General features: G+C 37.1%; 15 protein-coding genes, 1 pseudogene and 1 riboswitch. Of the genes and pseudogenes, 3 read left to right on the forward strand and 13 right to left on the reverse strand.

Annotated elements, in window-relative coordinates; translation table 11 throughout:
- Positions 1-377: 377 nt before the first annotated feature.
- The 5 genes from QUF99_RS27895 to QUF99_RS27915 form a co-directional block, all read right to left on the reverse strand.
- Positions 378-1055 (reverse strand): uracil-DNA glycosylase, encoded by a 678-nt coding sequence (locus QUF99_RS27895; protein ID WP_289374419.1) that lies wholly within the window; start codon positions 1053-1055, stop codon positions 378-380.
- 19 nt (positions 1056-1074) lie between these two features.
- Complete coding sequence (locus QUF99_RS27900) at positions 1075-2067, reverse strand: ABC transporter permease (RefSeq protein ID WP_289374420.1); 993 nt, start codon at positions 2065-2067, stop codon at positions 1075-1077.
- Positions 2060-2977, reverse strand: a complete 918-nt coding sequence (locus tag QUF99_RS27905) for an ABC transporter ATP-binding protein (RefSeq protein ID WP_289374421.1) — start codon at positions 2975-2977, stop codon at positions 2060-2062. Before QUF99_RS27905 ends, QUF99_RS27900 begins: the two co-directional genes overlap by 8 nt.
- Positions 2974-3786, reverse strand: a complete 813-nt coding sequence (locus tag QUF99_RS27910) for an SGNH/GDSL hydrolase family protein (protein WP_289374422.1) — start codon at positions 3784-3786, stop codon at positions 2974-2976. Before QUF99_RS27910 ends, QUF99_RS27905 begins: the two co-directional genes overlap by 4 nt.
- A gap of 83 nt (positions 3787-3869) precedes the next feature.
- Positions 3870-4847, reverse strand: a complete 978-nt coding sequence (locus tag QUF99_RS27915) for a LacI family DNA-binding transcriptional regulator (RefSeq protein WP_289374423.1) — start codon at positions 4845-4847, stop codon at positions 3870-3872.
- A 119-nt stretch (positions 4848-4966) separates the two neighbouring features.
- Here QUF99_RS27915 and QUF99_RS27920 point away from each other — a divergent pair, with 119 nt between their 5' ends.
- The gene (locus QUF99_RS27920) at positions 4967-5590 is read left to right on the forward strand and encodes a YczE/YyaS/YitT family protein (protein WP_289374424.1); all 624 of its coding nucleotides are present in this window, start codon (positions 4967-4969) and stop codon (positions 5588-5590) included.
- 195 nt (positions 5591-5785) lie between these two features.
- On the opposite strand, the gene thrC is transcribed toward QUF99_RS27920, so the two are convergent.
- The 4 genes from thrC to QUF99_RS27940 form a co-directional block, all read right to left on the reverse strand.
- The gene (gene thrC, locus QUF99_RS27925) at positions 5786-6844 is read right to left on the reverse strand and encodes a threonine synthase (RefSeq protein WP_289374425.1); all 1059 of its coding nucleotides are present in this window, start codon (positions 6842-6844) and stop codon (positions 5786-5788) included.
- The gene (locus tag QUF99_RS27930) at positions 6844-8139 is read right to left on the reverse strand and encodes a homoserine dehydrogenase (RefSeq protein ID WP_289374426.1); all 1296 of its coding nucleotides are present in this window, start codon (positions 8137-8139) and stop codon (positions 6844-6846) included. The genes thrC and QUF99_RS27930 overlap by 1 nt, the downstream gene beginning before the upstream one ends.
- A 144-nt stretch (positions 8140-8283) precedes the next feature.
- A complete protein-coding gene (metA, locus tag QUF99_RS27935) occupies positions 8284-9189 on the reverse strand; it encodes a homoserine O-acetyltransferase MetA (protein ID WP_289374427.1) in 906 nt (301 codons plus the stop codon).
- Positions 9173-10471 (reverse strand): bifunctional O-acetylhomoserine aminocarboxypropyltransferase/cysteine synthase, encoded by a 1299-nt coding sequence (locus QUF99_RS27940; RefSeq protein WP_289374428.1) that lies wholly within the window; start codon positions 10469-10471, stop codon positions 9173-9175. Before QUF99_RS27940 ends, metA begins: the two co-directional genes overlap by 17 nt.
- A gap of 174 nt (positions 10472-10645) precedes the next feature.
- Positions 10646-10750: riboswitch (SAM riboswitch) on the reverse strand.
- A 429-nt stretch (positions 10751-11179) separates the two neighbouring features.
- Here QUF99_RS27940 and QUF99_RS27945 point away from each other — a divergent pair.
- Entirely contained in the window at positions 11180-12430 is a 1251-nt protein-coding gene (locus QUF99_RS27945; protein ID WP_483298619.1) for a chloride channel protein, read from the forward strand.
- Positions 12431-12482: 52 nt separating this feature from the next.
- Here the strand turns inward: QUF99_RS27945 and QUF99_RS27950 are convergent.
- A pseudogene (locus QUF99_RS27950) lies at positions 12483-12739 on the reverse strand (helix-turn-helix domain-containing protein); the annotation flags it as partial.
- A 179-nt stretch (positions 12740-12918) separates the two neighbouring features.
- A complete protein-coding gene (locus QUF99_RS27955; protein WP_289374429.1) occupies positions 12919-13620 on the reverse strand; it encodes a YjjG family noncanonical pyrimidine nucleotidase in 702 nt (233 codons plus the stop codon).
- A 123-nt stretch (positions 13621-13743) separates the two neighbouring features.
- Between QUF99_RS27955 and QUF99_RS27960 the strand changes: the two genes are divergently transcribed.
- Positions 13744-14415 carry a transcriptional regulator YeiL gene (locus tag QUF99_RS27960; protein WP_289374430.1) on the forward strand — a complete coding sequence of 224 codons (672 nt, stop codon included), beginning with the start codon at positions 13744-13746 and terminating at the stop codon, positions 14413-14415.
- A 67-nt stretch (positions 14416-14482) separates the two neighbouring features.
- On the opposite strand, the gene QUF99_RS27965 is transcribed toward QUF99_RS27960, so the two are convergent.
- Positions 14483-15109, reverse strand: a complete 627-nt coding sequence (locus QUF99_RS27965; protein ID WP_289374431.1) for an FMN-dependent NADH-azoreductase — start codon at positions 15107-15109, stop codon at positions 14483-14485.
- A gap of 194 nt (positions 15110-15303) precedes the next feature.
- On the reverse strand, positions 15304-15951 hold the full coding sequence (locus QUF99_RS27970) for a response regulator (RefSeq protein ID WP_289374432.1): 648 nt from the start codon (positions 15949-15951) through the stop codon (positions 15304-15306).
- Between the last annotated feature and the right edge of the window lie 11 nt (positions 15952-15962).

Consider the following 15962-nt stretch of genomic DNA (forward strand, 5'->3'; position numbering starts at 1 on the left):
TCTTTTTCAATTAATCACTATTTTTATTTACATCATTCCGAAAAAAATTCTAATTTCCTACAATTAAGACATTACTGAACGGAGAACTTCTTTGCAGTTACTCTGTTCCCATGTATTTCATATATATAAATACAAATTAAAAAACCGACATAAAACCCTTCTTTTTAGGTGGAAGAGAGCATCCAGCCATGCATAGAAGCGGTCAGATCCTTTTCCTGCCCCAGACACAGTGAAAACAAAGAGAGAAAACGAGTGCGGGTTACCTTTTGTTATCCATAGCCACGGCTTATATGCCGAAAAATCAAAATGGATTTATATAGATGCCTTCACAACGTAAACAATGGATTTGTTTTTCTGTTCTTTCCCCCCAACCCTTCCTATAGATTTGGAATTTGCCAATCAATTTCCTTCTCACCCATGCTAGATAAGAAGTGATTCACTTTTGAGAATGGCTGACTTCCGAAGAAACCACGTCTTGCTGATAGCGGACTTGGATGGACAGACTCAATAATATGATGATTTTCGTTTGTAATTAGTTTTTTCTTCACTTGTGCATGTCGTCCCCACAAGATAAAAATCACCGGCTTCTCACGTTCGTTTAACAGTTCAATCACACGATCGGTGAAATGCTCCCATCCTTTTCCTTTATGAGAATTTGCTTCTCCTTGACGCACTGTTAATACTGTATTTAAAAGGAGCACACCTTGCTCTGCCCATTTTACTAAGTAACCGTTATTCGGTATTTCACAACCAAGGTCTGCCTGCAGTTCTTTGTACATGTTTTGCAAAGATGGTGGCGTTCTTACACCCGGTTGTACGGAAAAGCTTAAACCGTGCGCTTGATTTGGTCCATGATACGGATCTTGTCCTAAAATCACAACCTTTGTATTCTCATAGCCTGTATAATGCAGTGCATTAAAAATATCATGTGCATTCGGATATATGACCTGTGTATGATATTCTTCTTTTAAAAACTGTCTTAGTTTTTCATAATACGGTTTCTCAAATTCTGGTGTAAGCAACGGCTCCCAATCATTCTTTAATACGTGTTCCATCTCTTCACTTCCTGTCCATTTAATTTACCATATCTTGCTTTGTAAACACCGAAAATGAAACGATAAGTGAGGCAATCGCCCACATCGTCAAGTTCATTAATGAAAAGCTCATGGATAGGCCTTGTAGTGCTGGTAACTTCCCTGACAAATAATCTGTTAATGATAAATTGACACTAAAAATGTATTTTGCCCCTTCCCAAGATGTTGCAAAAGAGCTTAAAATACCACCGGCAATTAATGCTGCGAGCATGACCCCCATACCAGCTGGTGTATTTCGAATCAGAACGGAAACCATAAACGAAATCGTTCCAACAACAAGTGCAACAAACCAAGCAAGTCCGTAAGCCATCAAAATATATTGCCACTGTGGGATAAGATGAACAAAGTTTGTATTCAACGTTTCCTTATCTATTACAAATCCTGTTAATACAGGTAAATTCCAGCCCGCATAGCCAAAAACAATACCTGATAATCCATATGCAAAAGCCCCAACAAGAAGCAATATGAGCGATATAAATAACAGCATCGTGACATATTTGCTGAGAAGAATTTTCCAGCGCCGAATTGGCCTTGTCAGGAGCATTTTCATGGTCCCATCGCTTCGTTCTCCCGCTACGATATCAATGGCAACAATCATAACAAGCAGTGGAATGAATAATGTAATTCCTTGTTCAATGAACGCCCGTACAAATGTCGGTGCCCCTGGTGCAGTTGGGTTAATATCATGATCTAAGTAGTATTGTTGTTGCTCCACTTGTACTTTTAACCAATCGCGCCATTCTTCTGGCAGCCTAGAATTGTTTAAGCGATTTTGTGAATCCACAATTTGCTGCTGAAGTGCTACTTTCCAATCACTCGTACCAAGACGTTTTTGCGTCGTTTGCACTTCGCGATACTGTGCATAAACAAATAGCGGAATCAAGATTGCTAATATGAGCATCACTACCAAAATACGTTTCTTCCGGTAAACTTTTTCTGATTCATTTAAAACAAGATTCGCAAATTCACGCATGCCGCTCACTCCTTGTGAGTTCAATAAATAAATCTTCTAGTGTAAACACAATTTCTTTCACGCTATGCACGTCTATGTCACTTTCCACAAAGCGTTTATTCCAAACACTAATAGATGCTATATCCATCCGGCATAATAAGCGGGACTCTTCTATTGTTATTTCACTTACTTGATCTGAAGCCTCTAACATGACCTTTGCTTTTGAAATCGGTGTAACGATCCATTCAACACGGTCACTTGCTGTTTTTACCAACTCTTCAACCTGAGCCACCGTAATCACTTTTCCTTTATGAATAATAGCAACACGGTCACATATCATTTGCACTTCACTCAGCAAATGACTAGAAATAAAGACGCTCATATTTTCTTCTTTTACAAGCGTATGTATAAACTCCCTCATTTCTCTTATACCAGCAGGATCAAGTCCATTTGTCGGTTCATCCAATATAAGAAGCTTCGGATTTCCAAGAAGGGCCTGGGCAATACCAAGACGCTGCTTCATGCCAAGAGAATACGTTTTCACTTTGTCATGAATGCGTTCATCCAAATGAACCATTCTTGCAATTTCAAAAATACGTTCATCTGATATGCCACCAAGCATACGTGCAAATTGCTTTAAATTTTCAAAACCTGTTAAATATGTATATAACTCTGGATTTTCAACGATACTACCGATTTGTCGCATTGCTTCTCGAAAATCTGCTTTAATATCGTGGCCACCGATGGAAATGTTTCCTTCGGTCGCTTTTATTAACCCAACTAACATACGAATCGTCGTTGTTTTTCCTGCTCCATTTGGTCCTAAGAAACCAAACACTTCTCCTTGTTTCACATCAAATGAAATATTTTCTACAATCGTCTTTTTTCCAATTACCTTTTTCACATTTCTTACCGATAGTACTGCTGTCATTTCGCCTCTCCTCCATCTAGCTTTAGCTTACTTACAACATTTTGTAATAAGCGATTTGCCATATATGAGTAGCCTGTTTCGTTCGGATGGAAATGATCTGAGTATAACAATTTCTTACCTTGATTTTGGAACAGATCAAAAGTTGGCGTAATGTATACATTTTTATCATCTAATGCTAACTTCTCTAAAGATGCGTTCCAATCTACAACAATTGATGAAGAACCTTTTAAATCTTCTACATCTTCAAAAGGATTATACAAACCAAGCCAAAAAATAGGACTATTTGGATTTAACTTTCGAAGCTCAGCTAAAATTTGCTTCGCTTGATTTTGAAACGTTACTGTATCAGGGCGATACGTTTCTAAGTCCATTTTCCCGAGTGATTCCCAACCTGGAAATAAATCATTTCCTCCAATTGTTAACACGATGAAATCAGCTTGTTTAATCGAATACTGAGCGCCGCTACTTTCCATTTGTTTTAACAAGTCCGGCATTTTTGCACCGCTGACTGCTAAATTCGTTAGCGCCACCCTTTGCTTATAATCCTTTTGTAAAGTATCCTTCATACGTCCAACATAACCAATTCCTTCTTTATCGCCAACGCCGCGCGTTAAAGAATCACCTAAACTAACGACTTGTAATGTTCCAGACTGCTGTTTCCCCTTTGCTTGTTTTTGCCCTGTAGGAGTAATTATCTTGGAAGCCTTTGGATTTAACACATCACCCACGCCAGCAATAAAACCGTAAGCAAATAAACAAAAAGATGCAATTGTAATGAGTAGAATTCCCTTTACTAATGTTGGCCTCATGTCAAAACCCCTTTTTAACCCTCATAGATTGTCCATAATTATACCAAACGCATTTTTGAAAAGCGATTTTCCTACTTCATCTATTATGTTGTTTCCCTCTCTATCAATTGTGGCAATAACTCGATATTCTTTACATCTATCTTTTCATCGTTAATCTTCTCATATAACAATTCAAACGCTTTTGTACCAACTGCCTTACTCGAATGTGCAATCGTTGTAATTCCTAATATGTCGGCTACCTCTTGATCATCACACCCAATAATGGCAACGTCTTCCGGAATACGAATTCCATGCTTTTGCGCTTCCGTTACAATCCCAGCTGCAATCGGGTTACACGAAACGAGCAAGGCGGTCGGTTTCACCTGCAATTGAAGCCATTCCCGTATCACTTCGCGTCCATCTTCTACCATAAAACGTTCTGTAAACTCCCATTCCTTCCGAGGTTTCATAGATATAGAATCTAAAGCTTCATAATAAGCTTGCTTTCTTCTTTGACTATTTACACTGTTATTTCTTCCGATACAATATCCAATGTGGGTATGTCCATTTTTTATTACATATTTCATTCCGAGTGAAAATACTTTGTAATGATCGATATGCACGCTGGAAATGGCCTGTGACTCCGTTTCTTCGCATGTTACGATTGGTCCAAACTTTGTATATTCTTCAATTATTTCGCAGTCATTCATTTTTGAGCATATAATTACACCATCTAGTTTCTTCATTTTTAACATATTTAAAATTTCAATTTCTTTTTCTGTACTGTAGTTCGTCTGACAAAGCATCATATTGTAATTTTTCTTTGCCGTTTCTTTAGAAATCCCTTCGATAATTGCACTATAGTATTGATTATTTACATGAGGTAATAGTACACCTATCACATTTGTTTTCCCTCTAACTAAATGAATCGCATTCACATTTTGGGTATAATTAAACTCTTTAATAATCGCTAATATTTCTTTCCTTTTTTTATCGCTAACATATGGATGATTGTTTAACACACGTGAAACAGTCGAGACTGATACACCAGCTATTTCAGCGATTTTCTTTATATTTGTCATGTTTCATTCTCCCCCTTCAATCCTTTCATATTCCTTCATACAAAATTCCCGCTTGACCTGGTAAGCTTTCCACATTGTATCCTTTCCTAGCAAACAAATGCAGAAAGGAATTTACACATATGATGCGACTCAAACTAGAATATATATTTTTTATTGGCGGATTACTCATTCTTTCCCTCGGTATCAACATGATGACAACGATTACTTCTTTTGGACTCAGTCCGTATGATTCATTCTTTATTGCGTTATATCAAAATTTCGGTGTAAGCATTGGCTTTTGGATTTTTATGATTAACTTTGCCTTTACACTTATCGTACTCTATTTGAATAAAAAATATATTACGATAGGAACAATTGTTACAATGATCCTGATTTCTGTTTTTGTGGATGCTATTGGTTCCATCGACATCATTATGGATTCCATTCGTTCTCTTCCAAAATATATAACACTTGTATGCGGAAATCTATTTGTTGGGGCTGGAATTGGAGTGTATGTATCTACACAACTATGTGCAGCTCCGCAGGAAGCATTCGTTCTCACCGTTTCCGAAAAGAAAAAATGGACATTTCGGAGGACAGAAATTTCACTCGCCTTTTTATTCTTAACGATTAGTTTCTTATTAGATGGCCCTATTTATTTTGGAACCATAATTCTTTCCTTTACGACAGGATGGATTATTCAAGCATTTATTCATATTGGCACAAAAATACTTCACTCAAAAAAGCCTATTGAAAGCATGTAACTTTCAATAGGCTTTTCTGTTCTTTCATCACCTGAACCTCTTTATCCTGCTATTCGCGGGCAGTAATACCTCCACCTCAAAATTCGGCAGGGAGTAAAAAAGTTATGTGGAGGATAAACTGCCCGTAAAAGCCCGATTGGTGAAGGCTAATAATCAGTGGGGGATGAAGAAACCCCCACTGATTAAAGTTTCACTTTATTGGACAACTGCTCCGCGAATATAGTTAAAGACAATCTTTTCATCGTTCGGCAGCACAACTGGCTGAATTTGCTTCGTATCAATTGCGATATTTGGGTCTTTCAAGCCATTTCCTGTTAGTACCGCTACGATTTGACTTCCCCTCGCAATTTCTCCACTTTGCAATTGCTTATAAATACCGGCAAGAGATGCACAAGAAGCCGGTTCAGCAAAGACCCCTTCGTACTTCGCTAACCATTCGTATGCTTGAAGAATTTCGCTATCTGTTACTTCATCTATTTTACCTTGAGAATACTCTGCCGCAGCCACAGCTTTCTCCCAGCTTGCCGGATTCCCAATCCGAATTGCCGTTGCGATTGTTTCAGGCTCTTCAATTTTATGTCCCCGCACAATAGCAGCTGCTCCCTCTGCTTCAAAACCATGCATTTCTGGCAACCCAGTGCCAAGTCTTTTATGATATTCCTTAAAACCTTTCCAGTACGCTGTAATATTGCCGGCATTCCCAACTGGAATTGCTACAATATCCGGAGCTTTTCCTAGTGCATCACAAATTTCAAATGCAGCCGTTTTTTGTCCTTCAATGCGGTACGGATTGACAGAATTCACAAGAGTAATGGGCGACGAATCACTTAATTTACGCACCATCTGCAAAGCATGATCAAAGTTTCCATCAATACTTACAATCTCAGCACCATACATGACCGCTTGCGCTAATTTCCCGTATGCAATCTTCCCATTAGGAATGATAACAATACATGATAATCCTGCCCGAGCTGCATAAGCTGCTGCAGATGCAGACGTATTACCTGTAGACGCACAAATAACCGTCTTGCTTCCCACCTCTCTAGCCTTCGCTACAGCCATTACCATGCCGCGATCCTTAAAAGATCCGGTTGGATTCGCTCCTTCTATTTTTCCATAAATCGTAACACCCCACCGCGCTGAAAGGTTCTCTAATAAAACAAGTGGTGTATTTCCTTCGTGTAATGTCAGGAGTGGCGTCTTTTCTGTAATAGGTAGGAAATCCTTATATTCAGCAAGCAGCCCTTTCCACATTATCTAGCATCCCCTTCGATTCGATAATTTGCTTTCACACAATCTACTTCTTCGTATGATTGCAGTGTATGTAAAATATATTCATAATCTGCAAGGGACGCACGATGTGTTACGATGACAATCTCAGCTGCTCCTTTCTGCTGTAATGGCATTTGGATAATCTTTTCAAAGCTAACACCGCGCTCAGAGAATAGTGATGTGATTTTTGCAAATACACCAATCTCATCTTGTACGTGTAGACGTAAAAACTTTTTCACAAAAATTTCGTCTTGTTCTTTTAATACTTTCTCATATTGCGGAGAAACCGCACTATTTCCTGTTACACCAAGGCGCACATTTTGCATCACCGCAACTAAGTCAGAAACAACTGCTGTTGCTGTTGGCAAACTTCCGGCACCAGGACCGTAAAACATCGTTTCTCCTACCGCCTCACCATATACATATACAGCATTATATTCATTTTGAACGGCAGCAAGAGGATGGGTATTAGGAAGTAACGTTGGCTCGACTGTTACCTCTAATTTTTCTCCATCTCGCTTTGCGAGTCCAATTAATTTAATTGTGTACCCTAAGCTTTTACTATACGTAATATCTTCCTCTGTGATGGATGTAATCCCCTTCACTTTCACATCCCCAAGCTCTACATTTGTAGAAAAGCCTAGAGTTGCCAAAATCGTCATTTTTCTTGCTGCATCTAATCCTTCTACGTCTGATGTTGGATCTGCTTCCGCAAATCCAAGCTCCTGCGCTTCTCTTAACACGTCGTCGTATGCTCTCCCTTCGTCAGACATTTTTGTCAAAATAAAGTTTGTTGTTCCGTTCACAATTCCCATCACTTTTGTAATAAGATCCGAAGAAAGTCCTTCTACGATGCTACGTAAAATGGGAATACCCCCAGCTACACTCGCTTCGTAAAATAGATCAGCTTGATTTTCTTTTGCAGCTTTAAGTAATTCTGCTCCGTGCACCGCCATTAAATCTTTATTGGCAGTGACAACGTGCTTACCACTTTGCAAGGCTTTCAAAATATATGCTTTTGCCTCTGAAACACCGCCCATTACTTCAATGACAACATCAATGTCAGGATTATTTATAATATCATTTGGATTCTTCGTTAATAGCGTAGAGGGAACTTGAACTTCTCTCTCTTTTTCAATATTTTGCACTAATATTTTTGCTACTTTCACCGGACAACCTACTTGATGCATAAGACGGTCTTGATGATCCGTAATAATACGAACCACACCGCTGCCAACTGTCCCAAGGCCTAATAAGCCCACTTGAATTTCATTCATGATACTGTCCACCCCTCTAGATAATTGTATTTAGATGCCATTATATAAGTTAAAATTCTGAAAAACAATATATTTTGAACATTCGGAAAAATAGAAGTTGTTCATTACAAAGAAAACGTTGCCACGTGTCATATAATGATTATCTTATAAAACATAAGGGGTTTCTTGATACACATAATAATTTAACCAATTTGAAAATAATAAGTTTCCATGACTCCGCCATCTTACAAGTGGTTTTTCAGATGGATTATTATGTTTAAAATAGTTTTTAGGAATCGTAATCTCTAACCCTCTTTGCCTATCTCGTTCATATTCTTGCTTTAACGTATCACAGCTATATTCACTATGACCGAGAGCGAAAATATGTTTACCATCTTGATTCATGACGAGATGGACACCCGCTTCTTCTGATGTTGCAAGTATTGTAAGCTCTGGTACTTTTTCAATATCAGATGCTCGCACTTCTGTATGACGAGAATGCGGGGCAAAAAAGAGCTCATCAAATCCCTGCAATAACTTCACATGCTGCCCATGCACCTCATGTTCAAATACACCAAACAGCTTTTCTGTCAGCGAGTATTTTGTAATTCCATAATGATAATACAGTCCAGCCTGTGCCCCCCAACAAATATGAAGGGTAGATGTTACATTTGTTTTAGAGTATTCCATAATGCGCCCGAGCTCTTCCCAATAATCTACATCTTCAAAAGGAATTGTTTCAATTGGGGCCCCTGTAATAATAAGCCCATCAAATCTTTCTCCTTCAATATCACGAAATGTTTTATAAAAACTTGTTAAATGTTCCTGCGCTACGTTACGTGATACATGAGACTCCATATGAAGCAAATGTACATCCAGTTGAAGCGGTGTATTACCGATTAACCGAAGCAACTGTGCCTCTGTTTCTTGTTTCGTTGGCATTAAGTTTAAAATTGCAATTTTTAAAGCACGTATATCTTGCGTTTCTGCTCGCTCTTTTGTCATCACAAAAATATTTTCCTTTTGCAACACTTTACGAGCTGGTAGATCTTTATCAACAATGATCGGCATGTGCTTTGCCTCCAACTAATGCTTCTTGTAAATCTGCAATAATATCAGATGCATCTTCTATACCGACCGATAAACGGACTAAATCAGATGTAACGCCAGCTAACCGCTGCTCTTCTTCTGTTAATTGTCTGTGCGTTGTACTTGCTGGATGAATCACACATGTTCTTGCATCTGCTACGTGCGTCACTAAGGTTGCCAATTTAACGTTTGCAATGAAATCTTTGGCGGCCTGTAAACCACCTTTAATGCCAAACGTTAACACCCCACTTGCACCTTTTGACAAATATTTTTTTGCTCGTGAATAATTCTCATTACTTTCTATACCTGGATAATTCACCCATTCAATTCGTTCATGATTAGCAAGCCACTGCGCAACTGCGAGCGCATTTTCACTATGACGCTCCATTCGTAAATGCAATGTTTCTAAACCAATATTGCTCATATACGCATTGAACGGGCTCATACAGTTTCCATAGTCTCTTAATAACTGCACGCGAGCTTTTACAATATATGCCGCTTGCCCAAAGTTTTGTACATAACTGACACCGTGATAGCTTGGATCTGGTTCCACAAGCTCTGGAAACTTTCCATTTGTCCAGTCAAAATTTCCGCCATCAATAACAATTCCGCCTAATGAGCTTGCATGACCATCGATATATTTCGTTGTAGAATGAATAACAATATTTGCCCCATGTTCAAACGCTTGGCACAAATATGGCGTTGCCAATGTATTATCGACAATAAACGGTATTTCCAGCTCTTTTGCTGCCGTTGCAAACTCTTCAAAATTTATAACATTCATCGCTGGATTTCCAAGTGACTCAGCATAAATTAATTTTGTTTTATCATTTGCGAGTGCCACAATTTCATCAGCAGTCTGGTTCGGATTAAAGAATGTCACATCAATTCCAAGTTTACGTAGACTTACTCCAAATAAATTAACTGTTCCCCCATAAACCGTGGAAGAACAAAGCAGGTGGTCACCACTGCCACAAATATTTAAAACTGCAAGCATAATTGCAGCTTGGCCAGATGCTGTTGCAACAGCTCCAACACCGCCCTCTAACTCTGTTAGCTTCTGTTCAAATGCCGCCAGTGTCGGATTACCAATACGCGTATAAATATAGCCTTCCGCCTCTAAATTAAAGAGCGCGGCTAAATCATCTGACGTATCATATTTGTACGTTGTACTTTGATAGAGTGGCAGGACGCGAGGTTCACCATTCTTTGGTGTATAACCACCTTGTACACAAATTGTTCCTTTTCCCCATGATTCTCCCATTTCTCATACTCCTTTCTTCTATCTCACTCTAAAAGCCAAGAATTAACGCCTTCCATTAATAGATTGAGTATTCACCTTCAATCTATTGATGAAAGTTTCACTTTATGAAAATAAAAAAACTGCTTCTTTCCCGAACAAGAAAGAAGCAGTTTGAAAACACGCTCTAGATTTTCTTTCTTATCTGTCAGGACTATTACCTGCAGGATTTGGCACAATTCCGCTAATCGGCTGTTGCCAAGGTTTCATAGGGCCTGTCCCTCCACCTTTTCTTGATAAGACTATTCAATTACCGTTGATTTTATAGCAATATTTTCCTACTGTCAATTATTTTTCTGAATTTTTTCAAAAGATTTTATTAACAGTTTAATCATTTATTCCTAAAATTTAAATTTAAAAAATCAAAGAAAATGGCGCTATCTAAAGAAAAAGAATACCTTTTAAAAACCTTACTTACTATGTAAAATTAAAGAGTTGTATTTAACAATGCTACACTTTATACAAATGCTGTCAAAATATATACAAAAACACGATTACAATTAGGAATGTTTCAGGGCTTCATAAAATAATAATGCTGGTTTTTGTAATATATTTTGAATAAGTAATTCTCTTACAAAGATAATATGCATATTGAATTAGTTATCCAATTATTTTCGTATCATAATCTCTAACTTTTTCATAATAGAATATAACATAAAGGAGGCATAAAGAATGGCCATTAGGGGAGGCATGCACTATTTACTCATCATATATGGTATGTTCCTAGGTTCTATGGTTGGTGCTACAGTCTGGTTATTTTTAGTTGTCACCAATGCTGGAATTCACTTCATTTGGGAATATTTACCCAAAGAATTTACATTACCACCTTATTACACAATTTGTGTAACAATAATCGGTGGTGTTCTTATCGGATTATCACAGAAGTACTTTGGTACATACCCACGTTTAATGCCAGAAGTAATGGCTGAATATAAGAAAACAGGTAGGATTGAGTACCATTTTGTGCATCAAGCTACGTTAACAGCTATTATTGTTTTAGTATTTGGCGCAAGCTTAGGACCAGAAGCAGCACTTGTTGGGATTATAGGTGGACTTTGTACGTGGATTGGTGATCGCTTTAATTTTGCTTTAAAAGGAATGCAAGGACTAACAGAAATTGGGATTGGTGCTACTTTAAGTGTTATTTTTAATGCACCGCTATTCGGTTATTTAGCCCCAAGCGAAAATGAGAATGATCGACTTGCTGAAGTTTCTAAAGGGAAAAAGGCTATTGTATATCTCGCTACTACTTTTGCTGGTTTTTCTGTTTATTTATTACTTAGTAAATTTGATAATCGAGGATCTTTTATTGTTAATTTTGGAGAAGGGTCTTTTGCACTCCATGAATGGGTTGCCTTTCTCCCCCTTGCTTGTATAGGCGCTGGTGTAGGCTATTTTTATTTCAAGATAGAATATATATTGGAAAAAGTAGTACATCCTTTTCAAGAATATAAACTAGCATTAGGGATTATAGGTGGCATTCTTTTAGGGATTGCAGGAACTTTCCTCCCATATACAATGTTTTCAGGAGAACACCAATTAAAAGAATTAGTGAATGAGTGGACAGAATTATCATTTGGGTTGCTGTTTCTTTCAGGGGTTTTAAAATTATGTATAACGGCAGTTTGTTTAAATACAGGTTGGCGTGGTGGACACATTTTTCCGATTATATTTGCTGGTGCAAGTATTGGATATGCTATGGCCACTGTCATACCAGTAGATCCAATTGCTTCTGTAGCCATCGTGACGACAGCCATTTCAAGCTATGCATTACGAAAACCAATCGCTATTACAGTATTATTGCTTATGTTCTTCCCAATCAATTTATTATTACCAATGCTTGGAGCTGCAATGATTGGTAATTTATTTCCACTTCCTAACCATAGTGAGAATAAACAGGCGGCTAGTGCAAATATCAAATAGTAAAATAAACAAATAAAAAGCAGTACCATCGCTATAAAAGTGTTGGTACTGCTTATAATGCTGCTTGTGTGCGATCAGATAAATTTAATTTCCTTAAAATGCTACTTACATGAGCATTTACCGTTTTTCTATAATCACTAAAACAGAGGCAATTTCCTTATTGCTCATCCCTTTTGCTAATAGCTGCAACACTTCATTTTCTCTTGCCGTTAGTACATCTATATGAATAGCCGAGGGTTCCTCTTTCTCTTCTTGAGGTAACGTTTGAGAAAGAAGCGCACTTGCTATATCAGGATGGAGCTGAATATTAAAATACCATTAAAATTGATCTTTCCATCCGCTTACGTTTTTACAAATAAAATTGCCACTGCAAGTAAACTATTACTAACAATTACACAAAGGACTGATAAGTATATCATCGAATATTACAAAATAATATTTAAGACCATCTTAATGTAGATAAAATTCCCCTTAAAACCTCACAAGAACTACCACTTTAAAATTTCATATAGTTCATCAAAAGTTTGTATTTCATAAGTCGGAACTATCCCGCTATCGTTTAACTTTTTTTCAGGATTAAACCAGCAAGTATCTAGCCCAGCTAACTGTCCTCCTCTAATATCCGCGCTTAGCGAATCTCCAATAATGAGTCCTTCCTCTACAGAAAAATTAGGAATCCGTTCAAAGACATAATCAAAATACTCTTTCATTGGCTTTTGAAAACCTGTATCCTCTGAAACGAAAATACCTTTAAAAAGTGAATGCAATTCCGAATTACGCAGGCGTTTATCTTGCGTTTTGGAAACACCATTTGTCACAATATATAAATCATATTGGGTTTGAATATTTTGTATGAACTCAAACGCTCCGTGAATGAGCTGATTTCCTTCTTCTAAATAACTACGATAATTTTTTTCGAATAAAGGCCCATCAACTTCTTGACTATATTCCTTAAATAAAATTGAAAATCGAGTATTCACAACTTCATCACGATCTATTTCCCCTTCTTCAAAAGATTTCCAAAGACCTTTATTTATTTTTTTATAATGGGCTTCAATTTCAGTAGTTAAAGGTATATTTTTCTCCTCAAAAAGCATACGTAATGCTGTTTTCTCAGCTTTCTTAAAATCTAATAATGTGTCATCTACATCAAATAACAATGTTTTATATTCTTTCTTTAATTTTGTCATAATACCCCTCACGTTCTTCCTCTCTTCTACCAAAAACTATTTTAATTTATTTTCATATAAATCGTATCATTCTTTCTTGTAAAAATAATAGGAGATATCTCATACTAAATACGAGGTGAAAAAATGAACATCGGAAAAAATAGAGAAGAAATTTGCAATTATGTACAAGCTTACAACTTCCAAACGCTCTTTTCCTTTGATGTTTTACCGTATATAGAACTTCACTCCTTTCAAAAGAAAGAGACTATATGTAGTGAAGGGGAGGATTTCCCATACCTCTATTACTTAATTTCTGGAAGAGCAAAAATATATATGAGCCACAAAAACGGAAAGATATCCTTAATTAATTTTATTCAGGCACCTTCATTCATTGGAGAATTAGGATTAATTGGAGTGGAATCTGTCACAAAGGGGATTGAAACTATAGAACCTTGTATCTGCCTAGCTCTTCCACTTAAAGATTGTCGCCACCTCTTATTGCAAGATGCCACTTTCTTACAACAGTTATGCAAATTTATTGGAGAAAAAACAATTACTCGAACGGAGAGCTATGCAAAAAATTATAGTTATCCTTTAGAAAACCGATTAGCTGCTTTTATTCTATTAACCGAACAAAATAATTGCTATGTCGAAAAGCATACAGAGGCCTCTGAATATTTAAATGTTAGTTACCGTCATCTCTTGTATGTACTAAACCAATTTTGTCAGCAAAATTGGTTAAAAAAAGAAGGAAGAGCATATTGCATCCAAAACAGAAATCAATTAAAACAACTAGCTGATGAGCTTACAAGATAATAAAAAGCAGTATTAACATTTTATTAACGTTAATACTGCTTTCTTTGAGTGAGAATTATGCTTTTAATTAAAATTTGCTTGCTACTTTAACAGTTTTTTCAAGACCAGCTGCAATAATTTCTTCCGCTTGCTCAAGGAATTGGTTGTGACCTTCAATAACGATTGTTTCCATGTTTTGTACACCGAAGAAGCCCATCATGCTCGCTACGTATTTAACAGCCATTTCAACCTCAGCTGCTGGCCCTTCAGAGTATACACCACCGCGTGCGTTTAATAATGCAATTTTCTTATCTCCAATAAGACCTACTGGACCTTCTGGTGTATATTTAAATGTTTTACCAGCACGGTTTAAGTAATCGATGTATGTGTGAAGTACAGCCGGAATTGTTAAGTTCCATAATGGGAAACCAAATACTACTTTATCCGCTGCAAGGAATTGATTTAAATATTTATCAGCAACAGCTACTACTTTTGCCTCTTCTGCTGTTAAGTCAAATCCTTTACCTGCTTTAAATGTACCATTAATCATGTCTACACCTACATATGGCAAATCTTCTTTGAATAGATCAAGTTCTACAACTGTATCGTTTGGATGTGATTCTTTGTAACTTGCTAAAAATGCTTCATATAATTTCACACTAACTGCTTGGTCTGCTGGACGGTTGTTTGCTTTTACAAATAAAACTGTTGTCATTTTCTTTTCCTCCTAATTACTCACTCTTACGTTGCTTATATATTTACTCACTAAAAAGGGACAATCCCTTGTAATGTTGTTACTTACAAGTATATTCTACCTTTTCAATTCATCAATTTCTTCCTCACATAGACGTATCTTTTCATAAAAAAAGTCCACCTCCTAAAGGTGAACTAAGTCCTACGACTTTTGTCTTATACAATTCCATTTTTCACTGCATATAAAGCTGCTTGTGTCCGATCTGATAAATTTAATTTACTTAAAATACTACTTACATGAGCTTTTACCGTTTTTTCAGTAATGACTAAAACAGAGGCAATTTCCTTATTACTCATCCCTTTAGCCAGTAACTGTAATACTTCATTTTCTCTTGCAGTTAGCACATCCACATGAGTATTTGATGTCGGCTCTCGTTCTTCTTGCGGCAGAGTTTGAGAAAGAAGCGCGTTTGCTATATCAGGATGAAGCTGAATATTTCCTTTGTATGCACTACGAATCGCTTCTACAAGCTGATCAGGCTCAACGTCTTTTAAAATATATCCGCTCGCTCCAGCTTTTAATGCTGGCAACACATGAGCTTGATCCGAAAAGCTAGTTAATACAAGTACTTTCACATGCGGATACTCCTTTTTAATACACGCTGTCGCTTCAATGCCATCCATCTCTGGCATATACAAGTCCATCAATACAACATCCGGCTGTGCCTCTCCTACTTTTTCTAACGCTTCTTTTCCGTTATTTGCTTCTCCAACTAATTCCAAGTCTTCTTGTGTGCTTAAGAAAAATGCTAATCCTTTTAAAACAACTGTATGATCATCAACTAATAATACTTTTATTTTCACAAGTTCCCCTC

It is taken from the genome of Bacillus sp. DX4.1 (assembly GCF_030348195.1).
Lineage (GTDB): Bacteria > Bacillota > Bacilli > Bacillales > Bacillaceae_G > Bacillus_A.